Source organism: Chitinophagaceae bacterium (assembly GCA_016710165.1).
Classification (GTDB): Bacteria; Bacteroidota; Bacteroidia; order Chitinophagales; family Chitinophagaceae; genus Ferruginibacter.
The window spans coordinates 1,487,421-1,511,687 of the sequence record JADJLJ010000001.1 but is presented as its reverse complement, the minus strand read 5'-3'; the positions used below and the strand labels follow the sequence as shown (position 1 = coordinate 1,511,687).

Genomic DNA, 24,267 nt, shown 5'->3' with positions numbered 1-24,267 from the left:
TTCTACAAAAAATGAAATCAATTACGATCGAAGGACAACTGAGGACCGAAAGCGGAAAAAAAGCCACCCGCCAACTTCGCTCTCAGAAAATGGTGCCAGGTGTAATTTATGGTGGTTCACAGGAAATTAATTTCTATGCTCCGGCAACTGCTTTTAAAGACATCGTGTACACACCGGAATTTATGGTGGCAGAAGTAACCGTGGAAGGCAAATCCTATCGCTGCATTTTAAAAGACCTGCAGTTTCATAAGGTAAGTGATGCGTTACTGCATGTTGACTTTTTAGAACTGGTTGACGATAAAAAAGTGATCGCTACCCTGCCGCTTAAATTTGTTGGAGCACCTGCCGGCGTTAAGGCCGGAGGTAAATTGGTTACTAAAATGAAGACATTAAAGGTAAAGGCATTCCCTAAATACCTTAAGGAAAGCATTGAAGTGAATATTGATAAGCTGGAACTGAATGAAAATATAAGGGTGGAGGATGTAATGACAGATAATATGGAAATACTGAACTCTCCCCGTATTCCTATCGCTTCTGTTACCATGACAAGGCAATTGAAGCAGGAGGAAGCAACCGCTCCGAAAGCAGAAGCAACTGCAGCTCCGGCTGCTGCGCCCGCAGCTGAAAAGAAATAATTCATCAGCTAAACTGACTGAAACACAGCCCTTCCGTTATGGAGGGGCTTTTTTTGGCTGGTACGGCATAGCCATGAAACTTTAATTACCTTTGCCAACCTAAAACAGGAAAACATGGGAATGGACAGAAATACGATAATTGGTTTTGTGTTGATTGGTGCTTTATTGATAGCAATGTTTATAATTAACAGCCAGAGCAACCAGACTTATCTTAAGGAAAAGAAAAGGATAGAAGATTCAATAACTGCTTCAAAGCCGAAACCAGATATGGCATTGGTAAAGCTGGATTCCCTGAGGTCAGATTCGGCAATCAAAAAGAAAGAGCAATTACCGGCGGTCTTTATCACAGACTCAACCGGGAAGGAGCGTTTTGATACACTGGAAAATGATGTACTGAGAATTGTGTTCACCAATAAGGGGGGGCAACCTGCAGATGTTGCATTGAAGGAGTTCAGGAAATATGATGGTAAACCGGTCGTTCTGGGCAAAGGTTCATACAACAAGATCTCTTACACGATCAACACGGGAGTGAACCAAACGACGGAAACAGCCAACGTTCCGTTCGTGAGCAGCGGAAAGACCACCGCAGCAGATAGGTCACAAAGCATTTCATTTGTTTTGAGAGATTCGGCCGGGAAGGAGATCATACACCGTTACACGCTGCCGCAAAACAGCTACATGCTGGATCTGAATATATCGGTTAACGGGGCTGATAAATTATTCTCACAGAACAGCATTAATTTCCTGTGGCAGACCGAAGCGGCACAGGCTGAAAATGATTTGAAATATGAGCGGGAACAAACCCATATCTGTTACCTTAAAAACGGCAGTTATGATTTTGAATACCTGGGATCGGGGGATGATAAAAAGTTTGAGAACACGGTTGACTGGCTGGCGGTCAAGCAACAGTTCTTTGTATCGGCATTCATTGCGAAAAACAAAATGCAGAGTGCCATCGTTAAATGGACCCTGCCGGCGGATTCATTAAAGATCGTGTCGCAAACATCGGCCAGTTGCAGGCTTGCCCTGGCCAGTGGTTCAAAAGCGGAGATCCCGTTGCAGTTGTATTATGGCCCCAGCGATTACAATGTGCTTGGTAAAAACAACAATCAGATGCAGGATATTGTGCCTTACGGAAGCGGCGTGTTTGCTTTTGTGAAATACATTAACCGTCATTTTTTATTACCGATCTTCGATTTTCTCAGGAACAATATTGCCAGCATGGGTATCGTGATCCTGATCCTGACGCTGGTTATACGGTTGATCACATCACCCATTTTGTATAAGAGCTATCTGAGCGGGGCCAAGATGAAGGCCTTAAAGCCCGAGATCGATCTCCTGAAAGCAAAATTCACAGACAGATCCGGTAAATTGGACCAGCAGGCCTTTGGTATGGAGCAAATGAAATTGTGGAAATCTGCCGGGGTGAGTCCTTTAGGTGGCTGTTTGCCTGCCTTGCTGCAGATACCGATATTTATGTCGCTGTATTATTTCTTCCAGTCCAATATCTCGTTAAGGGGCCAGAACTTTCTATGGGCTAAAGACCTGGCAGCGTACGATTCTGTGGCAACCCTTCCGTTTTCAATACCTTTTTATGGCGATCATGTAAGTTTATTTACCATAACTGCCACACTGACTAGCCTGGTAATATCGATCTACAGCATGAGCAGTATGCAGGATAATACAAATCCTGTAATGAAATACATGCCGTACATATTTCCTGTATTGCTGCTGGGTGTATTTAATAACCTGCCGGCGGCTTTGACCTGGTATTATACCGTTTCAAACACCATCACACTTATTTTGCAGATCGTGATCCAGAAGTACATAATCAACCACGAAAAGATCCTTGCACAGATCGAAGTGAACCGCAAACGGCCTGTCAAGCAAAACAAATTCCAGGAACGGTTAATGGCGATGCAGGAAAGTAATAAGAAACTGCAGGAGACCAGGAAGAAAAATGGTAAAAGATAGAATACTTAGTTAAAATTTGTTGACCTGCATGTTCTCACCGGGTATGCAGGTTTTTTGTATGCCTGTTTGGCACGGGATTTTATTATCTTTAATAAAATAAGGAAACGATGAATAATTTGAAGCCATTCGTGCTGCTGGTTTTTTTAGTTACCTGTACCAGGGTATCATTTTCCCAAAAGATGATATCAGAGGGTACACTGGTATACGATGTTGCCATTCAATCCGGTAATGTGCAGCAAGGTGGGGGATCCTGAATACAGCCACCAATACCGTTTACTTAAAGGGGAACAACAGCCGTACTGACATGGTAAGTGCATTGGGTAAGGAAATAACCATTTTTAACTCTAAATCAGAGAGTGCCGTTATCCTTAAGGAATTCAGCGGGCAAAAGCTGATGATCACACTGAGCAAGGAGAACTGGAGGTCTAAAAATAAAATGAACAGCAGTGTTAAATTTGAACTTACCGGCGAGACCAAAACAATCGGGGGATATAATACCAGGAAGGCAGTTGCAAATACCGCCGATGGAAAAACGTTCATGATTTATTATACACCCGATATATTACCTGCCAACCGGGATTATGATGCAACCTTCACCAATCTGCCGGGTTTGCCGGTTCAATATGAAATAGAATCCGGCAAGACAAAATTCAGGTATACATTATCTAAAATAGCCTACGAACCTGTTCTGGTCTCACAATTTGACTTCCCAACCTCGGGATACAGAATAATGACCTACGAGGAAAATCAACAGTTGAAAAAAGGTAAATAAAAAGCACGGTAAGGTAAAACCAGGAAATAATTACTAGTGTGGCTTTATGATCAGTTTCATGCCGGTATAACCCTGGCTCATTTCCGGAACGGCAATTACCTGTTTGTGTGGTATGATATAAATGGTATTCCCTTTCTTATAGGTAAGTAACGTATTGCTTAACATTGCCTTGCCATCCTTTTGCTGGTTAGCCAATAAACTTCCGGTATATTTTAAGCCTGATTTTAAATTAAGTGAAACGGAATTTCTAAGATTTCCGGATGAAGCTATATTCAGGGAAACATTTGCTTTGCTCTTCTTTCCTATCCCCCTGTCGGCCAAAGCACTGAATGTTATACCGCTGAGTATAACAATTCCTAGTATCATTTTGGCATTTTTAATCATTGGCTCTGACTTTGTTAAGACAAATATATAGAAAAATACTCTCTAAAACCATACCGTTCATCAATTCTTTTGACATTCTTTTAACGTTTATGTGTAAAAAAGGTTACTAAAACTTGCCATTTTCTTCAAAAGTTCCTAATTTACAACAACCTATAAATCATGAGTAAATATCCTTATCGCCAAAACCGTGATGAAATAAAGGCTCTTCTCCAGCAATTTGACAACCTCAAAACCGGCAAAACCAACTCTTTCCTTGAAGAAGAATCCTTTGAACGTATTATTGATTATTTTGATGAAAAAGAGCAGTTGCCACAGGCCCTGGAGGCAGCTGAATACGGCATACAGCAATATCCCTATTCCTCCTTATTGTTATTGAAAAAAGCCGATCTGTTGATAGCGTTAAAACGTTATAAAGAGGCTTTATTTATCCTTGACCAGGCAGAAACAATGGACAGCAAGGATGCCAATCTGTATATTTTAAAGACGGATGCGTACCTGGCTCTTGACCTTCAGCAAAAAGCTGCATCTGTCCTGGAGGCGGCCATTGAGGATTTTGAAGGAGAGGAGAAGGTTGACCTGCTGTTTGAACTGGCCGACGTGTATGATGACTATGAGAATTTTGATAAGGTTTTTGATTGTCTCAGGATGATCCTGGAGCAGGAACCAACTAATGAAGAGGCTTTATACAAAATTTGCTTTTGGACAGATTTTACCGGCCGGAATGAAGAAGGCATCAGGCTGCATCAGAAAATAATTGAGGAATCTCCCTTTAATGAACTTGCCTGGTTTAACCTGGCGGCAGCGTACCAGGGACTAAAGCTGTATGAAAAAGCCATTGATGCTTACCAGTATGCAGTAGCCATTGATGAAAAATTTGATTACGCCCTTCGTAATATGGGGGATGCTTATATACGCCTGCGCAGGTATAAAGAGGCGGTTGAAGTGCTGGAAAAAGTTTTGGAGCTGGCAAGGCCGGAAGATGTTATTTACGAAGCCATCGGCCACTGCTATGATAAAATGGGTGATTACGCCCAGGCCCGTTTTAATTACAGAAAGGCAAGTCATTTAAACAGCGACGACAGCCAGTTGAATTATAAAATTGCCTGCACGTACATGAATGAGGGACATTGGGAGAGTGCCATCAAAAACATTGAGACGGCTTTACGTACCCATCGCATGCAACCGGAGTATAACCTAGCTATGGGACAATGTTATATGCAGTTGAACAGACTGGAAGATGCCATCACCTGTTTTGGCAATGTTGTGAGAACCCGGCCTAAAAACATAAATGGATGGGTTGAACTTCTAAAATGTTTATACAAGGCCGAAATGTATGAAGAAGCACTGGAATATGCAGGGTTCGCTTATGAACAAACGGATGGGAAACCCATATTCCTGTTTTATAAAACCGTCTTCCTGTTCATGTTGGGTAAATCCAAAGAAGCGTTGTTGCAGCTGGAATCCGGTATGGACAGGAATCCCAGGCTGGTTAAGAAACTCATTGAGATCAATCCATCCTTACTGCAGGTACAGCAGGTGGTGGATATCATTGCCCGGTATAAAAAACGAAAATCCATTTAGGTACGTTTACCTGCTTACTCCTTTTGCCAAATATGCCTTTCCGGGCTTATCTTTGCAGTTCCTAAACAACGGATCATGAATTTTAAACTTACTCAGATTCCCGAGCGGAATAAGAAACCACGTAACCACGGTATTACCATGGTGATGGATAAAGGACTCAGTGTAGAAGAAGTGAGGAATTTTATGAGTGTAACCCATCCACATGTGGATGTGGTAAAGCTCGGATTTGGAACCTCGTATGTTACGCCCAACCTGAAAGAAAAACTGGAAGTATACCGGTCTTTTGATATGCCCATCTACTTTGGCGGCACCCTGTTTGAAGCATTTCTTATCAGGAACCAGTTTGAGGATTACATCAGCGTATGTAAAGAGTTCGGGGTAAGTTACATGGAAGTAAGTGACGGGTCCATCAATATACCGCATGCTGAAAAATGCGGTTACATTGAAAAACTGGCTAAACTGGGAGTGGTTTTAAGCGAAGTGGGCAGTAAAGATGCCGCTCATATTATTCCGCCCTACAAATGGATCGAACTGATGCGGGCCGAACTGGAAGCCGGATCAACCTATGTAATTGCAGAAGCAAGAGAAGCTGGCAATGTGGGTATTTACCGTGGTACGGGTGAGGTGAGGGAAGGCCTGGTGCAGGAAATCCTTACACAGATCCCGGAGGAAAAAATAATCTGGGAAGCTCCGCAAAAAGCCCAGCAACTGTATTTTCTGGAACTGATCGGCTGTAATGTGAACCTGGGCAACATACCCCCCAATGAAGTGATCCCCCTGGAAGCAATGCGTATCGGGTTACGGGGCGATACATTCCATTTATATCTGAACAAAGATGCCGGGTAATGAGAACGTATGGCATCATCGGTTTCCCGTTAACGCACTCCTTTTCCGGGCATTACTTTACCGAAAAGTTCATTAAAGAGGGTATTACTGATTGTGTCTACAAGACTTTTCCAATTCACTCCATCACTGAATTTCCTCACCTGCTGAGAAATAACCCGGACCTGGTAGGACTGAATGTTACGATACCACATAAGCAATCCGTATTTCAATATCTCCATACTGCAACGGGGATCCCGCCGGGTTTAAAGGCTTGTAATTGCATTAAAATCAAAGGTGGGAAAGCCTTGGGGTATAATACGGATATTGCCGGTTTTGAAAATTCTATTTTGCCACTGCTTAAAGAGCAACATAAGCATGCATTGATCCTGGGTAATGGCGGCGCTGCGGAAGCGGTGAAATTTGTATTACAAAGATTGAACATCGGTTACCAGGTTGTAAGCAGGAACTTACATAACGGGTCAACACTAACGTATGCAGACCTGGATGAAAAGATCATCACCGAACACAGCCTGGTCATCAATACAACCCCGTTAGGCACTTTCCCCCGTACCAATAGCTGCCCGGATATTCCATATCAATTTTTGCATTCAAAACATCTCTTGTATGACCTGGTTTATAATCCCGCTACAACTTTATTCCTGCAAAAGGGGGCGGAGCAGGGCGCAACAATAAAAAACGGCTTTGAAATGCTGGTCATACAGGCAGAGGAAAGCTGGAAGCTATGGAACGAGGACTGATCCGTCAGATCAGTATGTTTTTTAATTGTTCGGGAATGGCAGCCACTTTTTTTGCGGCATAATCATAGCAGATCATGCCGGTTCTTGCTTTCGCCAGCAGTACGTTATCATGGTCCCGTTTGGCATACAATTGATAGTATAATTCAAAACCGGCACGGGATATTTCTCCTGCCCCTATTTTCACTTCCACCACATCTCCATAAAATGATTCGTTTTTGAATTCCACGGCCAGGTCGCTCATGATCAGGCCGGTTTCTTCGATACGTAATTCCGTGTAACCGTATTGATGCAGCCATTGTACCCTTGCTTCATGGATGATGCTGACAAAAGCATCATTGCCCAGGTGGTTGCCGTAATTGATGTCCGTGATCCGTACCGGGATATAAAAGGATGCAATGATCTTTTCAGGCACTTCAATTTTTATTCTTGCCATATTTTTTAAAAAGGCTTTTACTTGTTTAAAAAAACGATCAGTTTTTCCATCGCTTTTTTCCGGTGACTGAACTTATTTTTTTCTTCCAGGTCCATTTCTGCAAAGGTCCGGTCACTGCCGTCAGGAACAAATACAGGATCGTAACCAAAGCCATTGGTCCCCCTTTTTTCTGAAATGATCTTCCCGGTGCAGATCCCTTCAAAAAAATACTCTTTACCATCTGTGATCAGCGAGATGATGGTTCTGAAACGGGCAGCTTTATTGCCTGGGTGTTTCAGGTTATCCAGCAGCTTTTCGATATTGGCATCAAAACTCCTGCCTTCGCCGGCATACCGGGCACTTTTTACCCCGGGTGCCCCGTTCAGCGCCACTACCTCCAGCCCGGTATCTTCACTAAAACAATTCTTGCCGGTTAGCTTGTATATCGTTTTCGATTTTTCGGAAGCATTTTCTTCCAGCGTAGCATGCGGTTCCGGAATGTCAATATCAATGCCTGCTTCTTCCAGGGTTATGATATTGAATTTTTTTCCAAGTACAGCCCTTACCTCATTTACCTTATTCTGGTTATTGGTTGCAAATATGATATGCTCCATCTGGTTGCCGTTATTCTGTTGAAAAAACCTTTTTTAAGCTGTTCCAGAGATTCAGCTTTTCTTTTTTATCTGCCTGCAGTTGGGCCAAAGCCACTGAAGAAAGGTAAACCTGGTTATTGAAATGCTGTAACTGGTAGTGTGGGAACTGCAGCGGCATGCCCAACGCCTCCGGTTCAACGCCAAACAGGAATACCTTTTCAGCCTTTAGCTGTCCTGCAATTTCAGCATAAGACTGCAGGGGACTTTTTGAAATATTGATAAGTGCAATATCCGCCATACTCAGTTTGCAGGCAGATAATATTCCCAGCAGGAAATTCAGTTCTTCTTCGGGTAAGTAAATGGTTTCCGGGGAACTGACAAGAACGGCGATCCTTTTTTGATTGTCGCCTAAAAACAAAATACTACCGGGTCCGGTATTGTCCTTATCCTGGTTAGCCGGCTTCAGATCATACAATGATTTGCTGAACAGATTTTCAAGTACAAATGGAGTAAGTTGAATATTATCTAAACTCATTAAAACGCCGTTAAATCTTGTTTTTTTCGTTTCTTTGCTGTAAAATTAACGATTATGATTGCAGCTGAAAATATTAATATCACGAAAGTTGAACGGAGCAAGTTAAAAGATATAAATCTCGTTAATATTCCCTTTGGTAAATACTTCACCGATCATATGCTGGAAGTGGATTATGAGGATGGCGAATGGAAAAATGCAGAGATCAAACCATACCAGCCCCTGTTACTGGAACCATCCCTGGCAGCGCTTCACTACGGCCAGGCGATTTTTGAAGGGATAAAGGCATACAAAAATGAAAGTGGGGACGTTTCCATTTTTCGTCCCCTGGACAATTATAAAAGGTTCAACGCATCTGCCGAAAGAATGCAGATGCCACAGGTTCCGGAAGAGATCTTTATGGAGGGCATGCGTATGCTGGTGGAACTGGACAAGAACTGGATACCCCAGCAGGCGGATCATTCGCTTTATATACGCCCTTTCATGTTCAGTTCGGATGAAATGATCGGCGTAAGGCCCAGCGATAAGTATAAATTTTTGATCATTCTAAGTCCTACGGGTCCGTATTACAGTGCACCTATGCGTATTTATGTAGAAGAGCAATATGTAAGGGCTGTACCGGGTGGCGTTGGTTTTGCAAAAGCTGCCGGTAATTATGGTGCTGCCATGTATGCCACTGCACAGGCCAAACTGAAAGGCTACGACCAGGTATTGTGGATGGATGCAATGGAGCACAAATATGTGCAGGAATGCGGAACCATGAATGTGTTCTTCATCATTGGCAATAAGGCGATAACGCCGGGATTGGAATCAGGGACCATCCTGGCGGGAGTTACCAGGGACAGTGCGGTTACCTTGCTTAAGGAAATGGGTTTTGACGTGGAAGAAGGGCGCCTGAGTATTGATGATATCATTGATGCCCACAGGGCTGGGATCCTGTACGAGGTGTTTGGCACGGGAACGGCGGCCACGATATCCCCGATAAAGGAACTGCGCTATAAGGATTATACCATGACCTTTGATGTGGAAAAATGGAAAACGGCCCCCGAACTAAAGCGCCAGCTGAATGCCATCCGTTATGGTCAAATGGCTGATAACCACGGCTGGATGTTCAAAATCTGATCTTACTGAAAAGGAAATATGCTTAAACCGCTCCCCAGGGGCGGTTTTCTTTGTTTAATGTGAATAAAAATTGACTTTTTTTGACTTTAATTTTCAAAAATCAAATCATAAACCCTACCTTTGCCGTCCTAAAAATAAAAGGTACAGAATGCCTACAATACAACAATTAGTAAGAAAAGGAAGAGAAGTTATTAAAGCAAAAAGCAAGTCCAGGGCCCTGGACAGCTGTCCGCAGCGCCGTGGTGTTTGTACAAGGGTGTACACAACCACTCCTAAAAAGCCAAATTCGGCTTTGCGTAAAGTGGCCAAGGTCCGCCTGACAAACAAGATCGAGGTGATCGCCTATATACCGGGTGAAGGGCACAACCTGCAGGAACACTCCATTGTGCTGATACGTGGTGGCAGGGTAAAAGACCTTCCGGGTGTACGTTATCATATTGTGCGTGGCAGCCTTGATACCGCCGGCGTAAAAGACCGCAAACAAAGCCGCAGTAAGTACGGAACCAAAAAAGAAAAAGCTAAAAAGTAAAACATAATCTTCTCCGCAATCAGTTCCCCTTTAGGGGCGGAGGGGCAAAATAAATAACAATGAGGAAGACACAACCCAAAAAGATACCATTAGCGCCAGATCCGAAGTTCAACGACAAACTGGTTACCCGTTTTGTGAATAACCTGATGTGGGCCGGTAAAAAAAGCGGCGCCTATATTATTTTTTACGATGCATTGGATAAAGTTGCCAAGCAGACCGGTGATGATGGTTATGAGGTTTGGAAAAAAGCCCTGTCGAATATTACGCCGGGCGTTGAGGTTCGCAGCCGCCGTATTGGTGGTGCAACCTTCCAGATACCTTCCGAGGTTCGTGCCGACAGGAAAGTATCCCTGAGTATCAAATGGATGATCAAATACAGCCGGGAACGTAACGGACGCAGTATGGCAGACAAATTAGCCAACGAGATCGTAGCTGCAAGCAAGGGTGAGGGAGCTGCTTATAAAAAGAAAGAGGATACCCACCGTATGGCAGAGGCCAACAAGGCTTTTGCACACTTCCGTATCTAAGTTTTAACTGCTTTTAAATAGTAAAGCCATCCGCCAACCGGCAGATGGCTTTTTTAATGGTTGGGCCTTTGATATTCAAAAAAATGAACGTACATTTGCGCCGCTAAAAGCTTCAGTATTTGTTTGGAAGGCACTGAACTATTTAGCATTTAATGAGAGCATAAATCATCATATCGGACCCCCGGACAGCCGCAAGGACCTGTTCAGCTACGGGGAAGAAATGCTCAGCGTGGATCCAGAAGTACAAATAAGTACTGCCAGCGATCGGGACAACGGGAAGGAACAAGGAACAAAGGTCAATCACATAAAATTTCACTTAAAAATCATAAATACTAAATAAAACAAAATGGCAGATTTACGTTATCAACGAAACTTTGGAATTGCCGCTCATATTGATGCCGGTAAAACAACGACTACTGAACGTATTTTATATTACACCGGTGTAAATCATAAAATAGGTGAGGTACACGAAGGTGCCGCTACCATGGACTGGATGGCACAGGAGCAGGAAAGGGGGATCACTATCACTTCGGCTGCTACTACCTGCTTTTGGAACTTTCCAACGGTTCAGGGTGCGAAAATACCGGAAACAAAACAATTCAAATTCAACATCATTGATACGCCCGGCCACGTGGATTTTACCGTGGAAGTGGAGCGTTCTTTACGTGTACTGGATGGTTTACTGGCTTTGTTCTGCGCCGTGTCCGGGGTAGAACCGCAATCGGAAACCGTTTGGCGCCAGGCCAACCGTTACAAAGTGCCACGTATCGGTTTTGTAAACAAAATGGACCGCAGCGGTGCAGACTTCCTGAATGTAGTAAAGCAGGTTAAAGAAATGCTGGGTGCCAAGGCCGTTCCGTTGCAATTGCCGATCGGAGCAGAAGATAATTTTAAAGGAGTGGTTGACCTGATCACCATGAAAGGGATCATCTGGGATGATACGACACAGGGGATGACCTATAAAGAAGTACCAATTCCCGAGGATATGAAGGCTGACGTGGATGAGTGGAGGCAGCACCTGGTGGAAGCCGTTGCAGAATATGATGATAAACTGCTGGAGAAATTCTTCGATGATCCCAACAGCATCACCGAAAATGAGATGCATGAAGCCATCCGCAAAGCGGTAATTGATATTTCCATCATTCCGATGATGTGTGGTTCCTCTTTCAAAAACAAAGGTGTTCAGACTGCATTGGATGCGATATGCCGTTACCTGCCTGGTCCACTGGATATTGAGGCAGTTAAAGGAACAGACCCGGATAATGGGGAGGAATTGATTCGTCATGCGGATCCGAAAGAACCATTTTCTGCCCTTGCATTCAAGATCATGACCGACCCGTTTGTGGGCCGGCTGGCCTTCTTCCGTGCATACAGCGGACGCCTGGATGCAGGCAGTTATGTTCTGAATACCCGTACAGGTAAGAAAGAACGTATCAGCCGTATCATGCAGATGCATGCCAACAAACAAAACCCGATCGATTTCATCGAAGCAGGTGATATCGGAGCAGGTGTTGGTTTTAAAGACATCAAAACCGGCGATACCTTATGTAATGAAGATAACCCGATCGTTCTGGAAGCGATGACATTCCCGGAGCCGGTGATCTCCATAGCTGTGGAACCAAAAACACAGGCCGACGTTGATAAGATGGGTATGGCAATTGCCAAGCTGGTGGAAGAAGATCCTACCTTGCGTGTCAGGACCGACGAAGAGACCGGCCAGACCATTCTGAGCGGTATGGGTGAATTGCACCTGGAGATCATTGTGGACAGGATGAAACGTGAATTTAAAGTAGAGATCAACCAGGGTGCCCCGCAGGTGGCTTATAAAGAAGCATTCCAGAATACCATTGAACACCGTGAGATACTGAAAAAGCAAACCGGTGGCCGTGGTAAATTCGCCGACATCATTTTTTCAATAGGACCCGCAGATGAAGAGTTCCTGAAAGAAGACAAAGGACGTTTCCAGTTCGTAAACAGTTTGTTTGGTGGCAGCATTCCAAAAGAATTTGTACCGGCCATACAAAAGGGTTTTGAATCGGCGATGACTACAGGTGTACTGGCAGCTTACCCAATGGAAAGTATGAAAGTGGTTGTAAAGGACGGATCTTTCCACCAGGTTGACTCGGATGCAATGTCTTTTGAACTTTGTGCCAAGCAGGGTTATCGTGAAGCAGGCCGTAAAGCAAAACCCGTTTTGCTGGAACCGATCATGAAAGTGGAAGTACTTACTCCTGACCAATACATGGGTGATGTTACCGGTGACCTGAACCGCCGTCGCGGTATGCTGGAAGGTATGGACAGCAAGCACGGGGTACAGGTGATCAAGGCCAAAGTGCCGTTGAGCGAAATGTTCGGGTATGTAACCCAGTTGCGCTCATTATCCTCAGGCCGTGCCACCTCAACCATGGAGTTCAGCCATTACTCTCCTGCACCCAATAACATTGCAGAAGAAGTGATCGCTAAGTCAAAAGGTAAAATGAAGGTAGAAGATTAAATCCTGTAACCAGGTATAAAAATAAAACCCCATCCGCCCATGTGCAGATGGGGTTTTTCTTTGGGGAATTAAACGTTGGTTTTATAAAAGCGGAATTGTAATTTACCGGTATAATCAGGCAATATGCAAAACATCCGTTTAGAGAACCTGTTGCTGATCGATATTGAGACCGTATCGGAACAGGCATCATTTGACACATTGAGTGAGGAATGGAAAATACTCTGGCAGGAAAAAGTGCAGCGAAGTCTGCCCGAAGGGACCAGTGCAGCAGAATTCTATCCCCAGCGGGCGGGGGTAATGGCTGAGTTTGCAAAGGTCATCTGCATCAGCATCGGGTATTTCAAAAAAGAGGGGAACTCCCACCTGTTAAGGGTGAAATCCTTTTACGGGGATGATGAGAAAAAACTGCTGCAGGATTTTCTGGCCACCCTTCAGCAATTGGAAGCCAACAGCAACAAATGGAGTTTCACCGGGCATAACATTAAAGAGTTTGACATACCTTTTATATGCAGGCGTATTCTCATCAATGGCCTCAGCATTCCTCCTTTTCTCGATTTCCAGAACATGAAACCATGGGAAACAAATATGGTCGACACCTTTCAATACTGGCGATTTGGAGATTACAAGAACTTTACTTCTTTAAAACTGCTGGCAGCCGCTTTAAAAGTTCCTTCTTCCAAAGATGATATAGACGGAAGCATGGTGGGGGAAGTTTACTGGTCGCAGTCCACCGGCGGTAAAGAAAAGCAACTGCAGCGCATTGTAACCTATTGCCAGAAAGATGTGGTTACCACCGGGAACATAGTCCTTCGGTTCAGGAATTTACCCCTGCTTACCGCGGAACAGGTGGTTATTGTAACGTAAAAGGGATCATCGGGCAGGCGTATTTACTTTCTTGAGCATGGTAACAAATACCGGGAAGTGATCGCTGTACCCGTAATTATAGGTGGTGCCATCCCATGTTCTTTTTGGATAGCCTTTGTATTTACCCGTTTGCTGCACCAGGAACTCCTTGTTAAAGATATTCGCCCTGTAAAAGAAATAGCCTTTTTGTTCTTTATCAAGCCATGGCTGTGAAAATACCACCTGGTCAAACAGGCCCCAGGCATCCTGGTATGCCAACGTGCCGATCCCTTTTTTATAAAAGTCAACCCAGGGGTTAAAAAGGCCCCTTACTTTTACATCTGCTGGTCTTCCTTTTGTGCCGAGTATTTTGGTAAGACTGGGGCTTACCGGATCATCATTCAGATCACCCATGATAACAATCTTTGAAGTGGTATCAATTGCCATGAGCGAATCAACGATACGCCTGGCAACCGATGCAGCAGCAGCCCGGGCAGGTATCGACCTTTCTTCGCCACCCGAACGGGAAGGCCAGTGGTTTACCATCACATGAATGGTATCGCCGTCCATAACTCCTTTCACATACAGTATATCACGGGTAAAATAAGAATCTTTTGAACCGCCAGGTAGCTTTACAAATAGGGGGGCACTGTAAACCGGGTTAAAGTATTTGGGATTATAAAGCAGGCCAACATCCACCCCCCGAACGTCGGGGCTGTTGTAATGCACAATTTTCATTCCCCGTGCTTTCAGGTCTTTATGATTAACGAGTATGTTCAGAACGGTATCATTTTCAATCTCAGCTACACCCAATATGGCAAGGCCATCGGGATTGATATCGGTGCCCATTTGAGATACAACCGATGCAAGCCTGTTCACCTTATCCAGGAAAACACGGGTGTTGTAATGCCTTTCGCTGCCGGGTAAAAATTCCTCATCATCCACCAGGGGGTTATTGACTGTGTCGTAAAAATTCTCCAGGTTATAAAACCCGATAAGGGCCGGGTGGTAAGAAATTTTTTGGGCATAAATGCCGGAAGCCGGCAGGCAGAAAAGGGCAACCGTTACGAGCAATTTATTCATATATAAATCAATAGCCAGCAAAGTTATTCATCCCGGACTGATTTATGGTATTTTAAAATGAATAATATGTTATGTTCGAAACTTTGCGCCCAAAAACCCTGTTTAATTGCTACATTTGCTCTCTTTTTTAACTGACTAATTTATGATGCCAAAAACCAAAAATTGCCTGCTTATGGTGATGCTTGCGGGGCTGTTTCTCCCCCCTGCATTTTCCCAGGTAACAAAGCAAAAAGATACCATTCCGGCCCGCGATACCATCATTGAAATACTGAAGGATAATATGCAGGACAATATCCCGTTGATTTCCCTGGATGAGAACGACGCACAGGACGGGAGTGCCCAGAACATTTCATCCCAGTTAAGTGCCGGCCGTGACCCTTTTTTAAATGCCGCTACCTTTAAATTCAGCGCCGTACGTTTCCGGATCAGGGGATATGATGCAGACCAGTTTGGTACCTATATCAACGGGATCCCCATGGAAAACCTGGATAATGGTTTTACACCCTACGGACAATGGGGCGGGTTGAATGATGTGCTGCGTAACCGGGAATCAACCCTGGGACTGATGGCAACAACCTTTGCATACGGTGATATGGGCGGGCTGAATTCCTTTGACACCCGTGCCTCACACCAGCGTAAACAAACCAGCATCAACTATGCTTCATCAAACCGCAATTATTCAAACCGCATCATGATAACCCATTCAACCGGTTTGAATAATAAAGGCTGGGCCTTCACTGTTTCGGGTTCCCACCGCTGGGCCGATGAAGGATACAGCGATGGTACCTATTATGATGGCTGGTCTTTTTTTGGCGGCATAGATAAACGGTTTAACGACAGGCACCTGCTTTCCTTTGTTGCTTTTGCCACACCAACGGAAAATGGCCGGCAAGGTGCATCTGTTGCTGAAATGATAAATATTGCCGGCGATAATTTTTATAATCCCTACTGGGGTTATCAAAACGGCAAAAAGAGAAATGCCAGTGTGGCCAGGTCTTTCCAACCCATCGGCATACTGACCCACGACTGGAAAATATCTGATAAAACAACCTTGGTGACCGCAGGTTCGGTTACGTACGGCAACAGGAGCGTGACGGGGCTTGACTGGTACAACGCCGCAGACCCAAGGCCCGATTACTACCGCTACCTGCCCAGTTACCAGCTTGATCCGAATTTTGCAGAACAGGTAAGGCAGGAGATGATGAACGATGTGAACAAACGCCAGATTAACTGGGACGTGCTGTATAACACAAACTATAACTCGTACGATATCGTGCGCAATGCCTTTGGCATCACCGGCAATGACGTGGCAGGTAAAAGATCACGTTATATCCTGGAAGAACGCGTGGTGAACACCTTGAAATATATTTTCAACAGTACCCTCAACAGCACCATTTCTGAAAACGCTTCTTTATCTGCCGGTATCACGTATCAATCGCAGCGGAATAATTATTTTAAAAGGGTAGAAGACCTTTTGGGGGGTGATTTTTATGTGGATGTGAACCAGTTTGGAGAAAGGGATTTCCCCACAAACCCCAATGCGGGGCAAAATAACCTGAACATACCTAACCGTATTGTAGGCGAAGGCGATAAATTCGGATACAATTACGACATCAATATCAAGAAAGGTTCCGTATGGCTGCAGGGTGTTTTCAAGTTCCGCAGGATCGATGTTTTTGTTGCCACCGAACATTCTTATACCAGTTTCTTCCGTTATGGGAATGTAAAAAGCGGGTTGTTCCCCAATAACTCGTATGGAAAATCAGCCACCTATAACTTTTACAATTCAGGCATCAAGGGAGGCATAACCTATAAAATAGACGGGCGTAATTACCTGTTTGCAAACGGGTCCTATGGTTCCCGTGCACCTTTCTTCGAGAATGCATTCATTGCACCCCGTACCAGGGATTTTGTACAGGATAACCTGAAATCGGAAGAGATGCTGACCGTGGAAGGCGGTTATGTGATGAATGCGCCCAAACTGAAGATACGGGCCACCGGTTACTACAGCCAGTTCAAGAACCAGCTTGATGTGATCACCTTTTATCACGACGAGTACAGGAATTTTGTGAACTACGCCATAAACAATATCGGAAGGGTACATACCGGGTTTGAATTCGGCGCAGAAGCAAAGATCTATAAGGGATTAAGCCTTACGGCTGCTGCTGCCGTTGGAAAATATTATTACAATACCCGCCAGCGGGCTACCGTAACCATCGATAACAGTTCGGAGGTCTTATCAAGGAATGACGTGGTGTATTCCAAAAACTTTTATGTACCTACTCCACAGCAGGCATATACCATCGGGCTGGATTACCGTTCACCCCGGTTCTGGTTCATCAATGTCAACTTCAATTATTTTGATAAGATGTTCCTGAACATTAATCCCATCCGCCGGACAGAAAGTGCAGTAAGCGGCGTGGCAGAAGGTTCTGAATTGTGGCACCAGATCGTGGACCAGACCAAACTGAAATCCCAATATACCCTGGATGCATTTGCCGGTTACTCCTGGCTGATGAACCGGAAATTCCACAACCTGAAGAAAAGGACCTTCCTGGTATTTAACGTAGGGGTAAATAATATCCTCAACAATCGGGATGTGGTATCGGGCGGTTTTGAGCAACTGCGTTTTGACTTTGCAGGAAAGAACGTAAACAAGTTCCCGGAAAGGAGGTTCTATGCATACGGTATTAACTATTTTGCCAGCATGGGCATCCGTTTTTAATTGATATAACAAACGCTGAATAAAAAATCTTTAAAAAATAAATTATGAATAAGATCTTAAAAACACTGACGGCAGTAATCCTGGTTGCTTCAATCAGCCTGTTGAGTGCATGTAAGAAAAGTTTTGATAACCCGCCCGGCGCAGCAGACCCTGCCATCGTGGCCAATACTTCCATCAAAGCGCTTAAAGCCTTACATACCTCTTCCGGTGCGTATGATGTGATCACGTCCGACCTGGTGATTTCAGGGGTGGTGGTCGCCGATGATAAGAGTGGTAACCTGTATAAGCAACTATATATTCAGGATGCAACCGGTGGTTTACAGATACTGCTTGACGCAACCAATCTTTACGGAACATACCCGGTAGGCCGCCGCATCTTCATCAAATGTAAAGACCTTTGCATCAGCGACTATAACGGAACGATGGAACTGGGTGTTAAGGCAACGGTTGCCGGTTTACCCTCCCTCGAAGGGATCCCCGGGAACCTGATCAGCAAATATGTTGTGGGCGGTTCTATTAACAACCCGGTTACCCCGATCGTGGTTACTCAAAACCAGCTGGGAACCGGTATGCAGGACCAGTACCTGGGTTCATTGATACAACTGGATGGCTATGAGTTCGGTGACACCACCGTGACCTTTTCCGATACATCTGTATATAAAAGCACGGTGAATCTTGATATTAAGAACTGTGCCGGCCAAACGATCATTATCCGCACAAGCGCCTATGCAAATTTTGCCGGAAAGAAAGTGCCGGGAGGAAACGGAAGCGTAGTGGCTATTTACACCACATTCGGTTCCACAAGACAATTGATCCTGCGTAATGCCGAAGACGTGCAGTTCGCCGGGGGTCGTTGCAACCTGTTTGAAGAATATTTCAGTTCACTTACGAGTTCAGACAACAACCTTGATTTTACGTTCCCGGGGTGGAAGAATATTGCACCCAATGCAACCGCATTATATAAGAATGCCGTATTCGGAACATCCGGAAAATGTGTGAAGGTTACTGCCTTCGGAACCGGCTTGAATGCGGATACTGCATGGCTCATCACCCCACCCATTGCATTACCTGCCGCTACCACGCCTCAACTGCAGTTCAGTACGGCTTACCAGTTTGCAACCGGCCCTACCACCATTCATGCTTTTGTATCTACCAATTACAACGGAGGCAATACACCGAATACGGCAACATGGACACAGGTGAGTAACAATGCACAGATCCCGGGTAACACGGCAACCAACAATTCAAGCACATACAGCTCATTTGCCAATACGGGTAATATCAGCCTGGCTGCCTATGCCGGCCAGACAGTGTATATCGCTTTTAAATACACAGGAAGTGTATCGCTGGGAAGAACCACCAATTTTGAAGTGGATGATGTACGGGTGACAAGACAGTAAAAAAATATAAAGTAAGGTTCCTGATGAAAGATCAGGGCCCTTACTTACTTTGAAACAAAACGGGTATTTTAATACAACGACAAATTTTCTTTATGAAAAAAATTTTTGCATTTATACTTGCCTTTACAGCCTTTCATGCCGATGCACAGGTTGTGATAAGCCAGGTATATGGAGGAGGTGGAAATACCGGGGCAACATATACAAATGATTTTATCGAATTGTTCAACCGGGGTGCAGCACCGGTAAGCCTGAACGGATGGTCTGTTCAGTACAACAGTGCAACCGGTACCGGTACCTGGCAGGTCACCAATCTTACCAATGTAACCTTGCAGCCTGGCCAGTATTATCTTGTTCAGGAAGCACAGGGAACAGGTGGAACAACTCCTTTACCAACCCCGGATGCAATAGGTACCATTGCCATGAGTGGTACAGCGGGAAAAGTAGCATTGGTTAATAATACTACTGCCCTCGCCGGCTGCCCGGCGGGGTTGATCGATCTTGTGGGATATGGGGCCACTGCCAACTGTTTTGAAGGCACCGGGCCTACCCCGGCACCCAGCAATACATTAGCGGTTGCAAGAGCTGCAAATGGTTGTACAGACAACAATCAAAATGCTGCCGATTTTGCCACAGGGGCACCTGCTCCGCGTAATACGGCTACCCCGTTAAATCCTTGTGGTGGCGGTGGAACTCCTACGTTGATCGCTACAGCGCTTACCGCATTTGGTAATGTGTGTATCAATATAGTAGCCGGCCCTAATTCATTTACAATAACCGGTTCAAACCTTACTGCAGCAAACGTTACGGTAGGCCCGTTGGCCGGGTTCACCTATTCCACCACTTCCGGTGGAACATACACAGCTTCTTTAAGCCTGGCCCAGCCGGGTGGCGCATATTCTCAACAGATATTTGTGCGGTTCACACCCACAGCCGTTCAATCATACAATGGCAATATCGCTGTTGGCGGCGGCGGCGCCACTGCTATTAATGTGGCGGCTTCGGGTGCAGGCATCAATACACTTGCATCCGTTACTACCGGTGCAGCAAGTGCCATTACCCAAACCACGGCAACCCTTGCAGGAAGTATTACTGCCAACGGATGCTCGGCAGTAACTGCTTATGGTGTGGAATACAGTTTGACCAATGGCTTCCCCAACGGAACAGGTACACCCGTTCCTTCAACCAACCTGGCCGGAGGAAACTTTTCATCCAATGTTGCCGGACTTACCCCGGGACTGACCTATTACTATCATGCTTATGCCACCAATGGAGGCGGTACGGCTTATGGAGCACAGCAATCATTCACCACGATCGCATTAACACCTGTTATCACAGTTACATCACTTGCTTCTTTCGGCAATGTGTGTATCAATACAACAGGCGGACCTAATTCATTTACCATCAACGGAACCAATCTTACCAATGTCAATATTGCGGTGGGCCCATTAACGGGATTCAGCTTTTCTACCACATCGGGCGGAACCTATACGGCTTCCTTGGATTTAATCCAGCCGGGAGGAAATTATACGCAACAGATCTTTGTGAACTTCAGCCCGGTTGCTGTTCAGTCTTATAACGGAAATATACCGGTAAATGGCGGCGGTGCTCCCGCTACCAGCGTGGCTACTGCAGGTTCAGGCGTTAATACTGCTCCTTCAGTTACCAGCGGTGCAGCAAGCGCCATTACGCAAACAACTGCCACGGTTGCAGCAACGATCCCTTCTGTTGGCTGTTCCCCGGTAACTGCTTACGGTATTGAGTACAGCACCACCAATGGTTTCCCCAATGGAACCGGAACACCCGTTGCGTCGTCTAATTTAGCAGGGGTTAATTTCTCATCGGCGCTCACCGGCTTAACACCAGGTACTATTTATTATTATCATGCTTATGCAACCAATGCGGGAGGTACAAGCTATGGTGTGCAACTTTCATTCACCACGTCGGCACCGGTATTAACGGCAACGCCATTGACTGCTTTTGGCGCTAACTGTATCAATACTACAGCAGGGCCCAATTCATTCACGATAAACAGCAATGCAGTACTTGCACCCAACATCAATGTAGGTCCGCTGAACGGGTATGCTTTTTCAACTACTGCAGCAGGAACTTATACGGCTTCATTAAGCTTAACACATCCTGCCGGACCTTATTCACAAACCATTTATGTACGGTTCAGCCCGGTTGCTGTTCAGTCGTACAATGGTAATATCCCTGTGAGCGGCGGCGGAGCGGCAACCATCAATGTGGCTGCCAGCGGAAGCGGTGTCAATACGGTTGCTACCCCGGTTACCGGAAATGCCAATGTGCTTTCGGCCAACGCTGTAACATTGGATGGAAGTGTTTCCAGCATCGGCTGCAGCCCCGTAACAGATTACGGCATTGAATACAGCGGCATCAGCGGCCTGGCGAACGGGTTGGGTACAAAATCGGTTTCGTCTAATTTAGCCGGAGGGAATTTCTCAACTACCTTGAATGGATTGGTACAGGGCGCCACGTACTATTACAAAGCGTATGCGGTTAATAACGGCGGCATTGCGTATGGTACAGAAAGGTCATTTACCATGAAGAGCATACCCGACGGTTTTGTGCTTTACTCGGTACCGGTAAAACGTGGTGGCAGCTTACATTATACGTATAAGGGCATCAAACCCGGCCATTATGGAATACAGGTATTCAATAGTGTTGGCCAATTGGTCTTCCAGCGGGATATCATCACCCCGGTGAATTTCATTGACGATACTTTTACCATACCGGCCCGGCTGGGAACAGGTTCTTACAGTATTCATATTGTAAGCCCCGATTTCAGGGATAAGAAGCGCTTTATGATCTGGTAAGGGGATCAACCGAATCATACAAACAGAGGCTTCCAATTTGGAAGCCTCTGTTCATTTGGTTAACCCGTGCAATTAATAAAATGCCAAGCTGGCAGCAAACCGGCCTTGGTACTATGTTTGCAATCATCCAATAAAACAAATAAGCTATGCAAAAAGGAAATATCCGGGTACAAACAGAGAATATTTTCCCCATCATCAAGAAATTCCTGTACAGCGAGCATGACATTTTTTTACGGGAACTTGTCAGCAATGCAGTGGATGCCAACCAGAAACTGAAGACACTCTCTTCCATCGGCGAGGCAAAGGGCGAACTGGGCGACCTGAAGATCGAGATCCGGATCGATAAGGATAAAAAGACCCTTACCATTTCGGATACCGGCCTGGGCATGACAGCGGATGAGATCGACAAATACCTGAACCAGGTGGCTTTTAGCGGGGCAGAGGAATTCCTGGAAAAATACAAGGGCCAGAACGAGGCTAACATCATCGGCCATTTCGGCCTGGGCTTTTACAGTTCCTTCATGGTAAGTGATAAAGTGGAAGTTTTTTCAAGAAGCTTCCGGGAAGGCAGCCAGGCTGTAAGATGGGAATGCGACGGCAGCCCGGAATTCACGTTGGAAGAAGTGGAAAAAGAAAACCTGCCTGCCGGCAGGCAGGGCAGGGGAACCGATATTGTGCTTCACCTGAATGCAGAAAGTGAGGAATTCCTGGAAGAATCCAGGATACAGTCTGTATTGGAAAAATTCTGCCGGTTCCTGCCGATCCCGATCTTCTTCAATGATAAACAGGTAAACAATCCCGCACCCGCCTGGACAAAGAAACCATCCGAATTAACGACCGAAGACTACCAGGATTTTTACAAAGAGTTATATCCCTTCAGCGAAGCCCCGCTGTTCTGGATCCATTTGAACGTGGATTATCCCTTCAACCTTACCGGTATCTTATACTTCCCCAAAATAAAGCAGAGTTACGAGATACAGAAAGACAAGATACAATTGTACTGCAACCAGGTTTTTGTAACGGATGAAGTGAAAGACATTGTGCCGGAATTCTTAATGCTGATGCATGGGGTGATCGACAGCCCGGATATCCCCCTGAATGTTAGCCGCAGTTACCTGCAGGGGGATCCCAATGTAAAAAAGATCAATGCACACATCACCAAAAAAGTAGCCGATAAACTGGAGGAGATATTTAAAACAGACCGCAAGCAGTTTGAAGAAAAGTGGGAGAGCCTGGGCCTGTTTGTGAAGTATGGTATGATGACGGATGATAAATTCCTGGATAAGGCAAATAAGTTCCACATCATGCAAACCCCCTGAATCCGCAAAGGAGGGACTTGAAATTCTATACGATTGAGGAATACAAGCTGGCAACAGAAGCATTGCAGAAAAATAAAGACGGGAAACTGGTGATCCTGTATACCACCGATCCCGTGCAGCAGGATGCGTATATACAACAGGCCGTTGGTAAAGGATACATCGTGGTTAAGCTGGAAACCATCATTGACAATGGATTCATCAACCAGATGGAAATGAAATGGGAGAATGTGCAGTTCACCCGGGTAGACAGTGACATCATCGACAACATCATTGATAAGCAGGAGGGAGGCGATAGTGTGCTGAGCAAGGATGATGAGGCAAAACTGAAAGACCTTTTCTCCTTACAGGTTCCCGACCTGAATGTGTCTGTGGAAGTGAAAGGATTGAGTGCGGAAGCACCGCCGGTTGTTGCCACCCGGCCCGAGTTCATGCGACGCATGAAAGACATGGCTGCTATGCAGGGCGGTGGTGGTATGGGAGCTTTCTATGCAAATATGCCGGATGAAGTCACCCTTACCGTGAACGGCAACCATGCTATTTACAAAACAGTATTGGCCGAAGCAGAAAAAGAGAAACAGGAAAAAGTGGTGCATAATTTAGCAGATCTTGCTTTGCTGTCGCAGGGATTATTAAAGGGTAACAGCTTAACAAGTTTTATAAACAGAACGGTAGAGTTGATGAACTAGTCGTTTAAAGGTTTAAGTCGTATAAGACGTTTAAAGGTTGGGGCATGCAAAGCATGCCCCAATTGCTTTCGTAGTGTACGGGATTTATTTTTAGTTCACTGCCCTGAAACTGGTTGGCGTTCCTGCCGGATCGAAACGGATCTGCATCCAGGTGATGCCCCCGGTTGTTTCAAAAGAGCCCCGTCCATTGTAGTACTTCTGGGTGCTTGAGTTTAGCCATTGGCCCATGCCACCGGCAG

General features: G+C 45.3%; 20 protein-coding genes and 1 pseudogene. 15 read left to right on the top strand and 6 right to left on the bottom strand.

Going from position 1 to position 24,267, the window contains the following annotated elements; all coding sequences use genetic code 11:
- Nucleotides 1-11 precede the first annotated feature (11 nt).
- The 3 genes from IPJ02_06565 to IPJ02_06555 all read left to right on the top strand — a co-directional run bounded on the left by IPJ02_06565 (nucleotide 12) and on the right by IPJ02_06555 (nucleotide 3,381).
- On the top strand, nucleotides 12-635 hold the full coding sequence (locus tag IPJ02_06565) for a 50S ribosomal protein L25 (GenBank protein MBK7375210.1): 624 nt from the start codon (nucleotides 12-14) through the stop codon (nucleotides 633-635).
- Nucleotides 636-749: 114 nt separating this feature from the next.
- Nucleotides 750-2,609: a membrane protein insertase YidC gene (gene yidC / locus IPJ02_06560; GenBank protein ID MBK7375209.1), complete on the top strand. Its 1,860-nt coding sequence runs from the start codon at nucleotides 750-752 to the stop codon at nucleotides 2,607-2,609.
- Nucleotides 2,610-2,856: 247 nt separating this feature from the next.
- Entirely contained in the window at nucleotides 2,857-3,381 is a 525-nt protein-coding gene (locus tag IPJ02_06555; GenBank protein ID MBK7375208.1) for a DUF4412 domain-containing protein, read from the top strand.
- A gap of 33 nt (nucleotides 3,382-3,414) precedes the next feature.
- On the opposite strand, the gene IPJ02_06550 is transcribed toward IPJ02_06555, so the two are convergent.
- Nucleotides 3,415-3,747, bottom strand: a complete 333-nt coding sequence (locus tag IPJ02_06550) for a hypothetical protein (GenBank protein MBK7375207.1) — start codon at nucleotides 3,745-3,747, stop codon at nucleotides 3,415-3,417.
- Between the two features lie 177 nt (nucleotides 3,748-3,924).
- On the opposite strand from IPJ02_06550, the gene IPJ02_06545 reads away from it, so the two are divergent.
- The 3 genes from IPJ02_06545 to aroE all read left to right on the top strand — a co-directional run bounded on the left by IPJ02_06545 (nucleotide 3,925) and on the right by aroE (nucleotide 6,929).
- Complete coding sequence (locus IPJ02_06545) at nucleotides 3,925-5,346, top strand: tetratricopeptide repeat protein (protein MBK7375206.1); 1,422 nt, start codon at nucleotides 3,925-3,927, stop codon at nucleotides 5,344-5,346.
- Between the two features lie 75 nt (nucleotides 5,347-5,421).
- Nucleotides 5,422-6,192 carry a phosphosulfolactate synthase gene (locus IPJ02_06540; protein ID MBK7375205.1) on the top strand — a complete coding sequence of 257 codons (771 nt, stop codon included), beginning with the start codon at nucleotides 5,422-5,424 and terminating at the stop codon, nucleotides 6,190-6,192.
- A complete protein-coding gene (gene aroE, locus IPJ02_06535; GenBank protein MBK7375204.1) occupies nucleotides 6,192-6,929 on the top strand; it encodes a shikimate dehydrogenase in 738 nt (245 codons plus the stop codon). Before IPJ02_06540 ends, aroE begins: the two co-directional genes overlap by 1 nt.
- Nucleotides 6,930-6,933: 4 nt before the next feature.
- Here the strand turns inward: aroE and IPJ02_06530 are convergent, their stop codons facing one another.
- The 3 genes from IPJ02_06530 to IPJ02_06520 are packed head-to-tail and all read right to left on the bottom strand — an operon-like array spanning nucleotide 6,934 to nucleotide 8,469.
- Complete coding sequence (locus IPJ02_06530) at nucleotides 6,934-7,362, bottom strand: thioesterase family protein (GenBank protein ID MBK7375203.1); 429 nt, start codon at nucleotides 7,360-7,362, stop codon at nucleotides 6,934-6,936.
- 17 nt (nucleotides 7,363-7,379) lie between these two features.
- The gene (gene rdgB, locus IPJ02_06525) at nucleotides 7,380-7,955 is read right to left on the bottom strand and encodes an RdgB/HAM1 family non-canonical purine NTP pyrophosphatase (protein ID MBK7375202.1); all 576 of its coding nucleotides are present in this window, start codon (nucleotides 7,953-7,955) and stop codon (nucleotides 7,380-7,382) included.
- A 10-nt stretch (nucleotides 7,956-7,965) separates the two neighbouring features.
- Nucleotides 7,966-8,469, bottom strand: a complete 504-nt coding sequence (locus IPJ02_06520; protein ID MBK7375201.1) for a hypothetical protein — start codon at nucleotides 8,467-8,469, stop codon at nucleotides 7,966-7,968.
- A gap of 54 nt (nucleotides 8,470-8,523) precedes the next feature.
- Between IPJ02_06520 and IPJ02_06515 the strand changes: the two genes are divergently transcribed.
- The 5 genes from IPJ02_06515 to IPJ02_06495 all read left to right on the top strand — a co-directional run bounded on the left by IPJ02_06515 (nucleotide 8,524) and on the right by IPJ02_06495 (nucleotide 14,002).
- Complete coding sequence (locus IPJ02_06515) at nucleotides 8,524-9,588, top strand: branched-chain amino acid aminotransferase (protein MBK7375200.1); 1,065 nt, start codon at nucleotides 8,524-8,526, stop codon at nucleotides 9,586-9,588.
- A 148-nt stretch (nucleotides 9,589-9,736) separates the two neighbouring features.
- Nucleotides 9,737-10,117, top strand: coding sequence for a 30S ribosomal protein S12 (locus IPJ02_06510; protein MBK7375199.1), 381 nt, complete (start codon nucleotides 9,737-9,739; stop codon nucleotides 10,115-10,117).
- Between the two features lie 59 nt (nucleotides 10,118-10,176).
- Nucleotides 10,177-10,644: a 30S ribosomal protein S7 gene (rpsG, locus tag IPJ02_06505; protein MBK7375198.1), complete on the top strand. Its 468-nt coding sequence runs from the start codon at nucleotides 10,177-10,179 to the stop codon at nucleotides 10,642-10,644.
- A gap of 346 nt (nucleotides 10,645-10,990) precedes the next feature.
- Nucleotides 10,991-13,138 (top strand): elongation factor G, encoded by a 2,148-nt coding sequence (fusA, locus tag IPJ02_06500; protein MBK7375197.1) that lies wholly within the window; start codon nucleotides 10,991-10,993, stop codon nucleotides 13,136-13,138.
- Between the two features lie 123 nt (nucleotides 13,139-13,261).
- Nucleotides 13,262-14,002 carry a ribonuclease H-like domain-containing protein gene (locus IPJ02_06495; GenBank protein ID MBK7375196.1) on the top strand — a complete coding sequence of 247 codons (741 nt, stop codon included), beginning with the start codon at nucleotides 13,262-13,264 and terminating at the stop codon, nucleotides 14,000-14,002.
- Between the two features lie 6 nt (nucleotides 14,003-14,008).
- On the opposite strand, the gene IPJ02_06490 is transcribed toward IPJ02_06495, so the two are convergent.
- Nucleotides 14,009-15,064, bottom strand: coding sequence for an endonuclease/exonuclease/phosphatase (locus IPJ02_06490; protein ID MBK7375195.1), 1,056 nt, complete (start codon nucleotides 15,062-15,064; stop codon nucleotides 14,009-14,011).
- A gap of 142 nt (nucleotides 15,065-15,206) precedes the next feature.
- On the opposite strand from IPJ02_06490, the gene IPJ02_06485 reads away from it, so the two are divergent.
- The 4 genes and pseudogenes from IPJ02_06485 (at nucleotide 15,207) to htpG (ending at nucleotide 24,028) form a co-directional block, all read left to right on the top strand.
- Nucleotides 15,207-17,789 (top strand): TonB-dependent receptor, encoded by a 2,583-nt coding sequence (locus tag IPJ02_06485; protein ID MBK7375194.1) that lies wholly within the window; start codon nucleotides 15,207-15,209, stop codon nucleotides 17,787-17,789.
- Nucleotides 17,790-17,833: 44 nt separating this feature from the next.
- Nucleotides 17,834-19,189: a choice-of-anchor J domain-containing protein gene (locus IPJ02_06480; GenBank protein MBK7375193.1), complete on the top strand. Its 1,356-nt coding sequence runs from the start codon at nucleotides 17,834-17,836 to the stop codon at nucleotides 19,187-19,189.
- Nucleotides 19,190-19,281: 92 nt separating this feature from the next.
- A complete protein-coding gene (locus IPJ02_06475; protein MBK7375192.1) occupies nucleotides 19,282-22,023 on the top strand; it encodes a lamin tail domain-containing protein in 2,742 nt (913 codons plus the stop codon).
- A gap of 146 nt (nucleotides 22,024-22,169) precedes the next feature.
- A pseudogene (gene htpG, locus IPJ02_06470) lies at nucleotides 22,170-24,028 on the top strand (molecular chaperone HtpG).
- A 90-nt stretch (nucleotides 24,029-24,118) separates the two neighbouring features.
- On the opposite strand, the gene IPJ02_06465 reads toward htpG, so the two are convergent.
- Nucleotides 24,119-24,256: a hypothetical protein gene (locus tag IPJ02_06465; GenBank protein ID MBK7375191.1), complete on the bottom strand. Its 138-nt coding sequence runs from the start codon at nucleotides 24,254-24,256 to the stop codon at nucleotides 24,119-24,121.
- Nucleotides 24,257-24,267: the final 11 nt, after the last annotated feature.

Excerpts from the sequence above, each read along its gene's own strand:
- IPJ02_06565 (MBK7375210.1), top strand. The coding sequence starts at position 12 with ATGAAATCAATTACGATCGAAGGACAACTGAGGACCGAAAGCGGAAAA.
- yidC (MBK7375209.1), top strand. The coding sequence starts at position 750 with ATGGGAATGGACAGAAATACGATAATTGGTTTTGTGTTGATTGGTGCT.
- IPJ02_06550 (MBK7375207.1), bottom strand. The coding sequence starts at position 3,747 with ATGATACTAGGAATTGTTATACTCAGCGGTATAACATTCAGTGCTTTG.
- IPJ02_06545 (MBK7375206.1), top strand. The coding sequence starts at position 3,925 with ATGAGTAAATATCCTTATCGCCAAAACCGTGATGAAATAAAGGCTCTT.
- IPJ02_06540 (MBK7375205.1), top strand. The coding sequence starts at position 5,422 with ATGAATTTTAAACTTACTCAGATTCCCGAGCGGAATAAGAAACCACGT.
- aroE (MBK7375204.1), top strand. The coding sequence starts at position 6,192 with ATGAGAACGTATGGCATCATCGGTTTCCCGTTAACGCACTCCTTTTCC.
- IPJ02_06530 (MBK7375203.1), bottom strand. The coding sequence starts at position 7,362 with ATGGCAAGAATAAAAATTGAAGTGCCTGAAAAGATCATTGCATCCTTT.
- rdgB (MBK7375202.1), bottom strand. The coding sequence starts at position 7,955 with ATGGAGCATATCATATTTGCAACCAATAACCAGAATAAGGTAAATGAG.
- IPJ02_06520 (MBK7375201.1), bottom strand. The coding sequence starts at position 8,469 with ATGAGTTTAGATAATATTCAACTTACTCCATTTGTACTTGAAAATCTG.
- IPJ02_06515 (MBK7375200.1), top strand. The coding sequence starts at position 8,524 with ATGATTGCAGCTGAAAATATTAATATCACGAAAGTTGAACGGAGCAAG.
- IPJ02_06510 (MBK7375199.1), top strand. The coding sequence starts at position 9,737 with ATGCCTACAATACAACAATTAGTAAGAAAAGGAAGAGAAGTTATTAAA.
- rpsG (MBK7375198.1), top strand. The coding sequence starts at position 10,177 with ATGAGGAAGACACAACCCAAAAAGATACCATTAGCGCCAGATCCGAAG.
- fusA (MBK7375197.1), top strand. The coding sequence starts at position 10,991 with ATGGCAGATTTACGTTATCAACGAAACTTTGGAATTGCCGCTCATATT.
- IPJ02_06495 (MBK7375196.1), top strand. The coding sequence starts at position 13,262 with ATGCAAAACATCCGTTTAGAGAACCTGTTGCTGATCGATATTGAGACC.
- IPJ02_06490 (MBK7375195.1), bottom strand. The coding sequence starts at position 15,064 with ATGAATAAATTGCTCGTAACGGTTGCCCTTTTCTGCCTGCCGGCTTCC.
- IPJ02_06485 (MBK7375194.1), top strand. The coding sequence starts at position 15,207 with ATGATGCCAAAAACCAAAAATTGCCTGCTTATGGTGATGCTTGCGGGG.
- IPJ02_06480 (MBK7375193.1), top strand. The coding sequence starts at position 17,834 with ATGAATAAGATCTTAAAAACACTGACGGCAGTAATCCTGGTTGCTTCA.
- IPJ02_06475 (MBK7375192.1), top strand. The coding sequence starts at position 19,282 with ATGAAAAAAATTTTTGCATTTATACTTGCCTTTACAGCCTTTCATGCC.
- IPJ02_06465 (MBK7375191.1), bottom strand. The coding sequence starts at position 24,256 with ATGGGCCAATGGCTAAACTCAAGCACCCAGAAGTACTACAATGGACGG.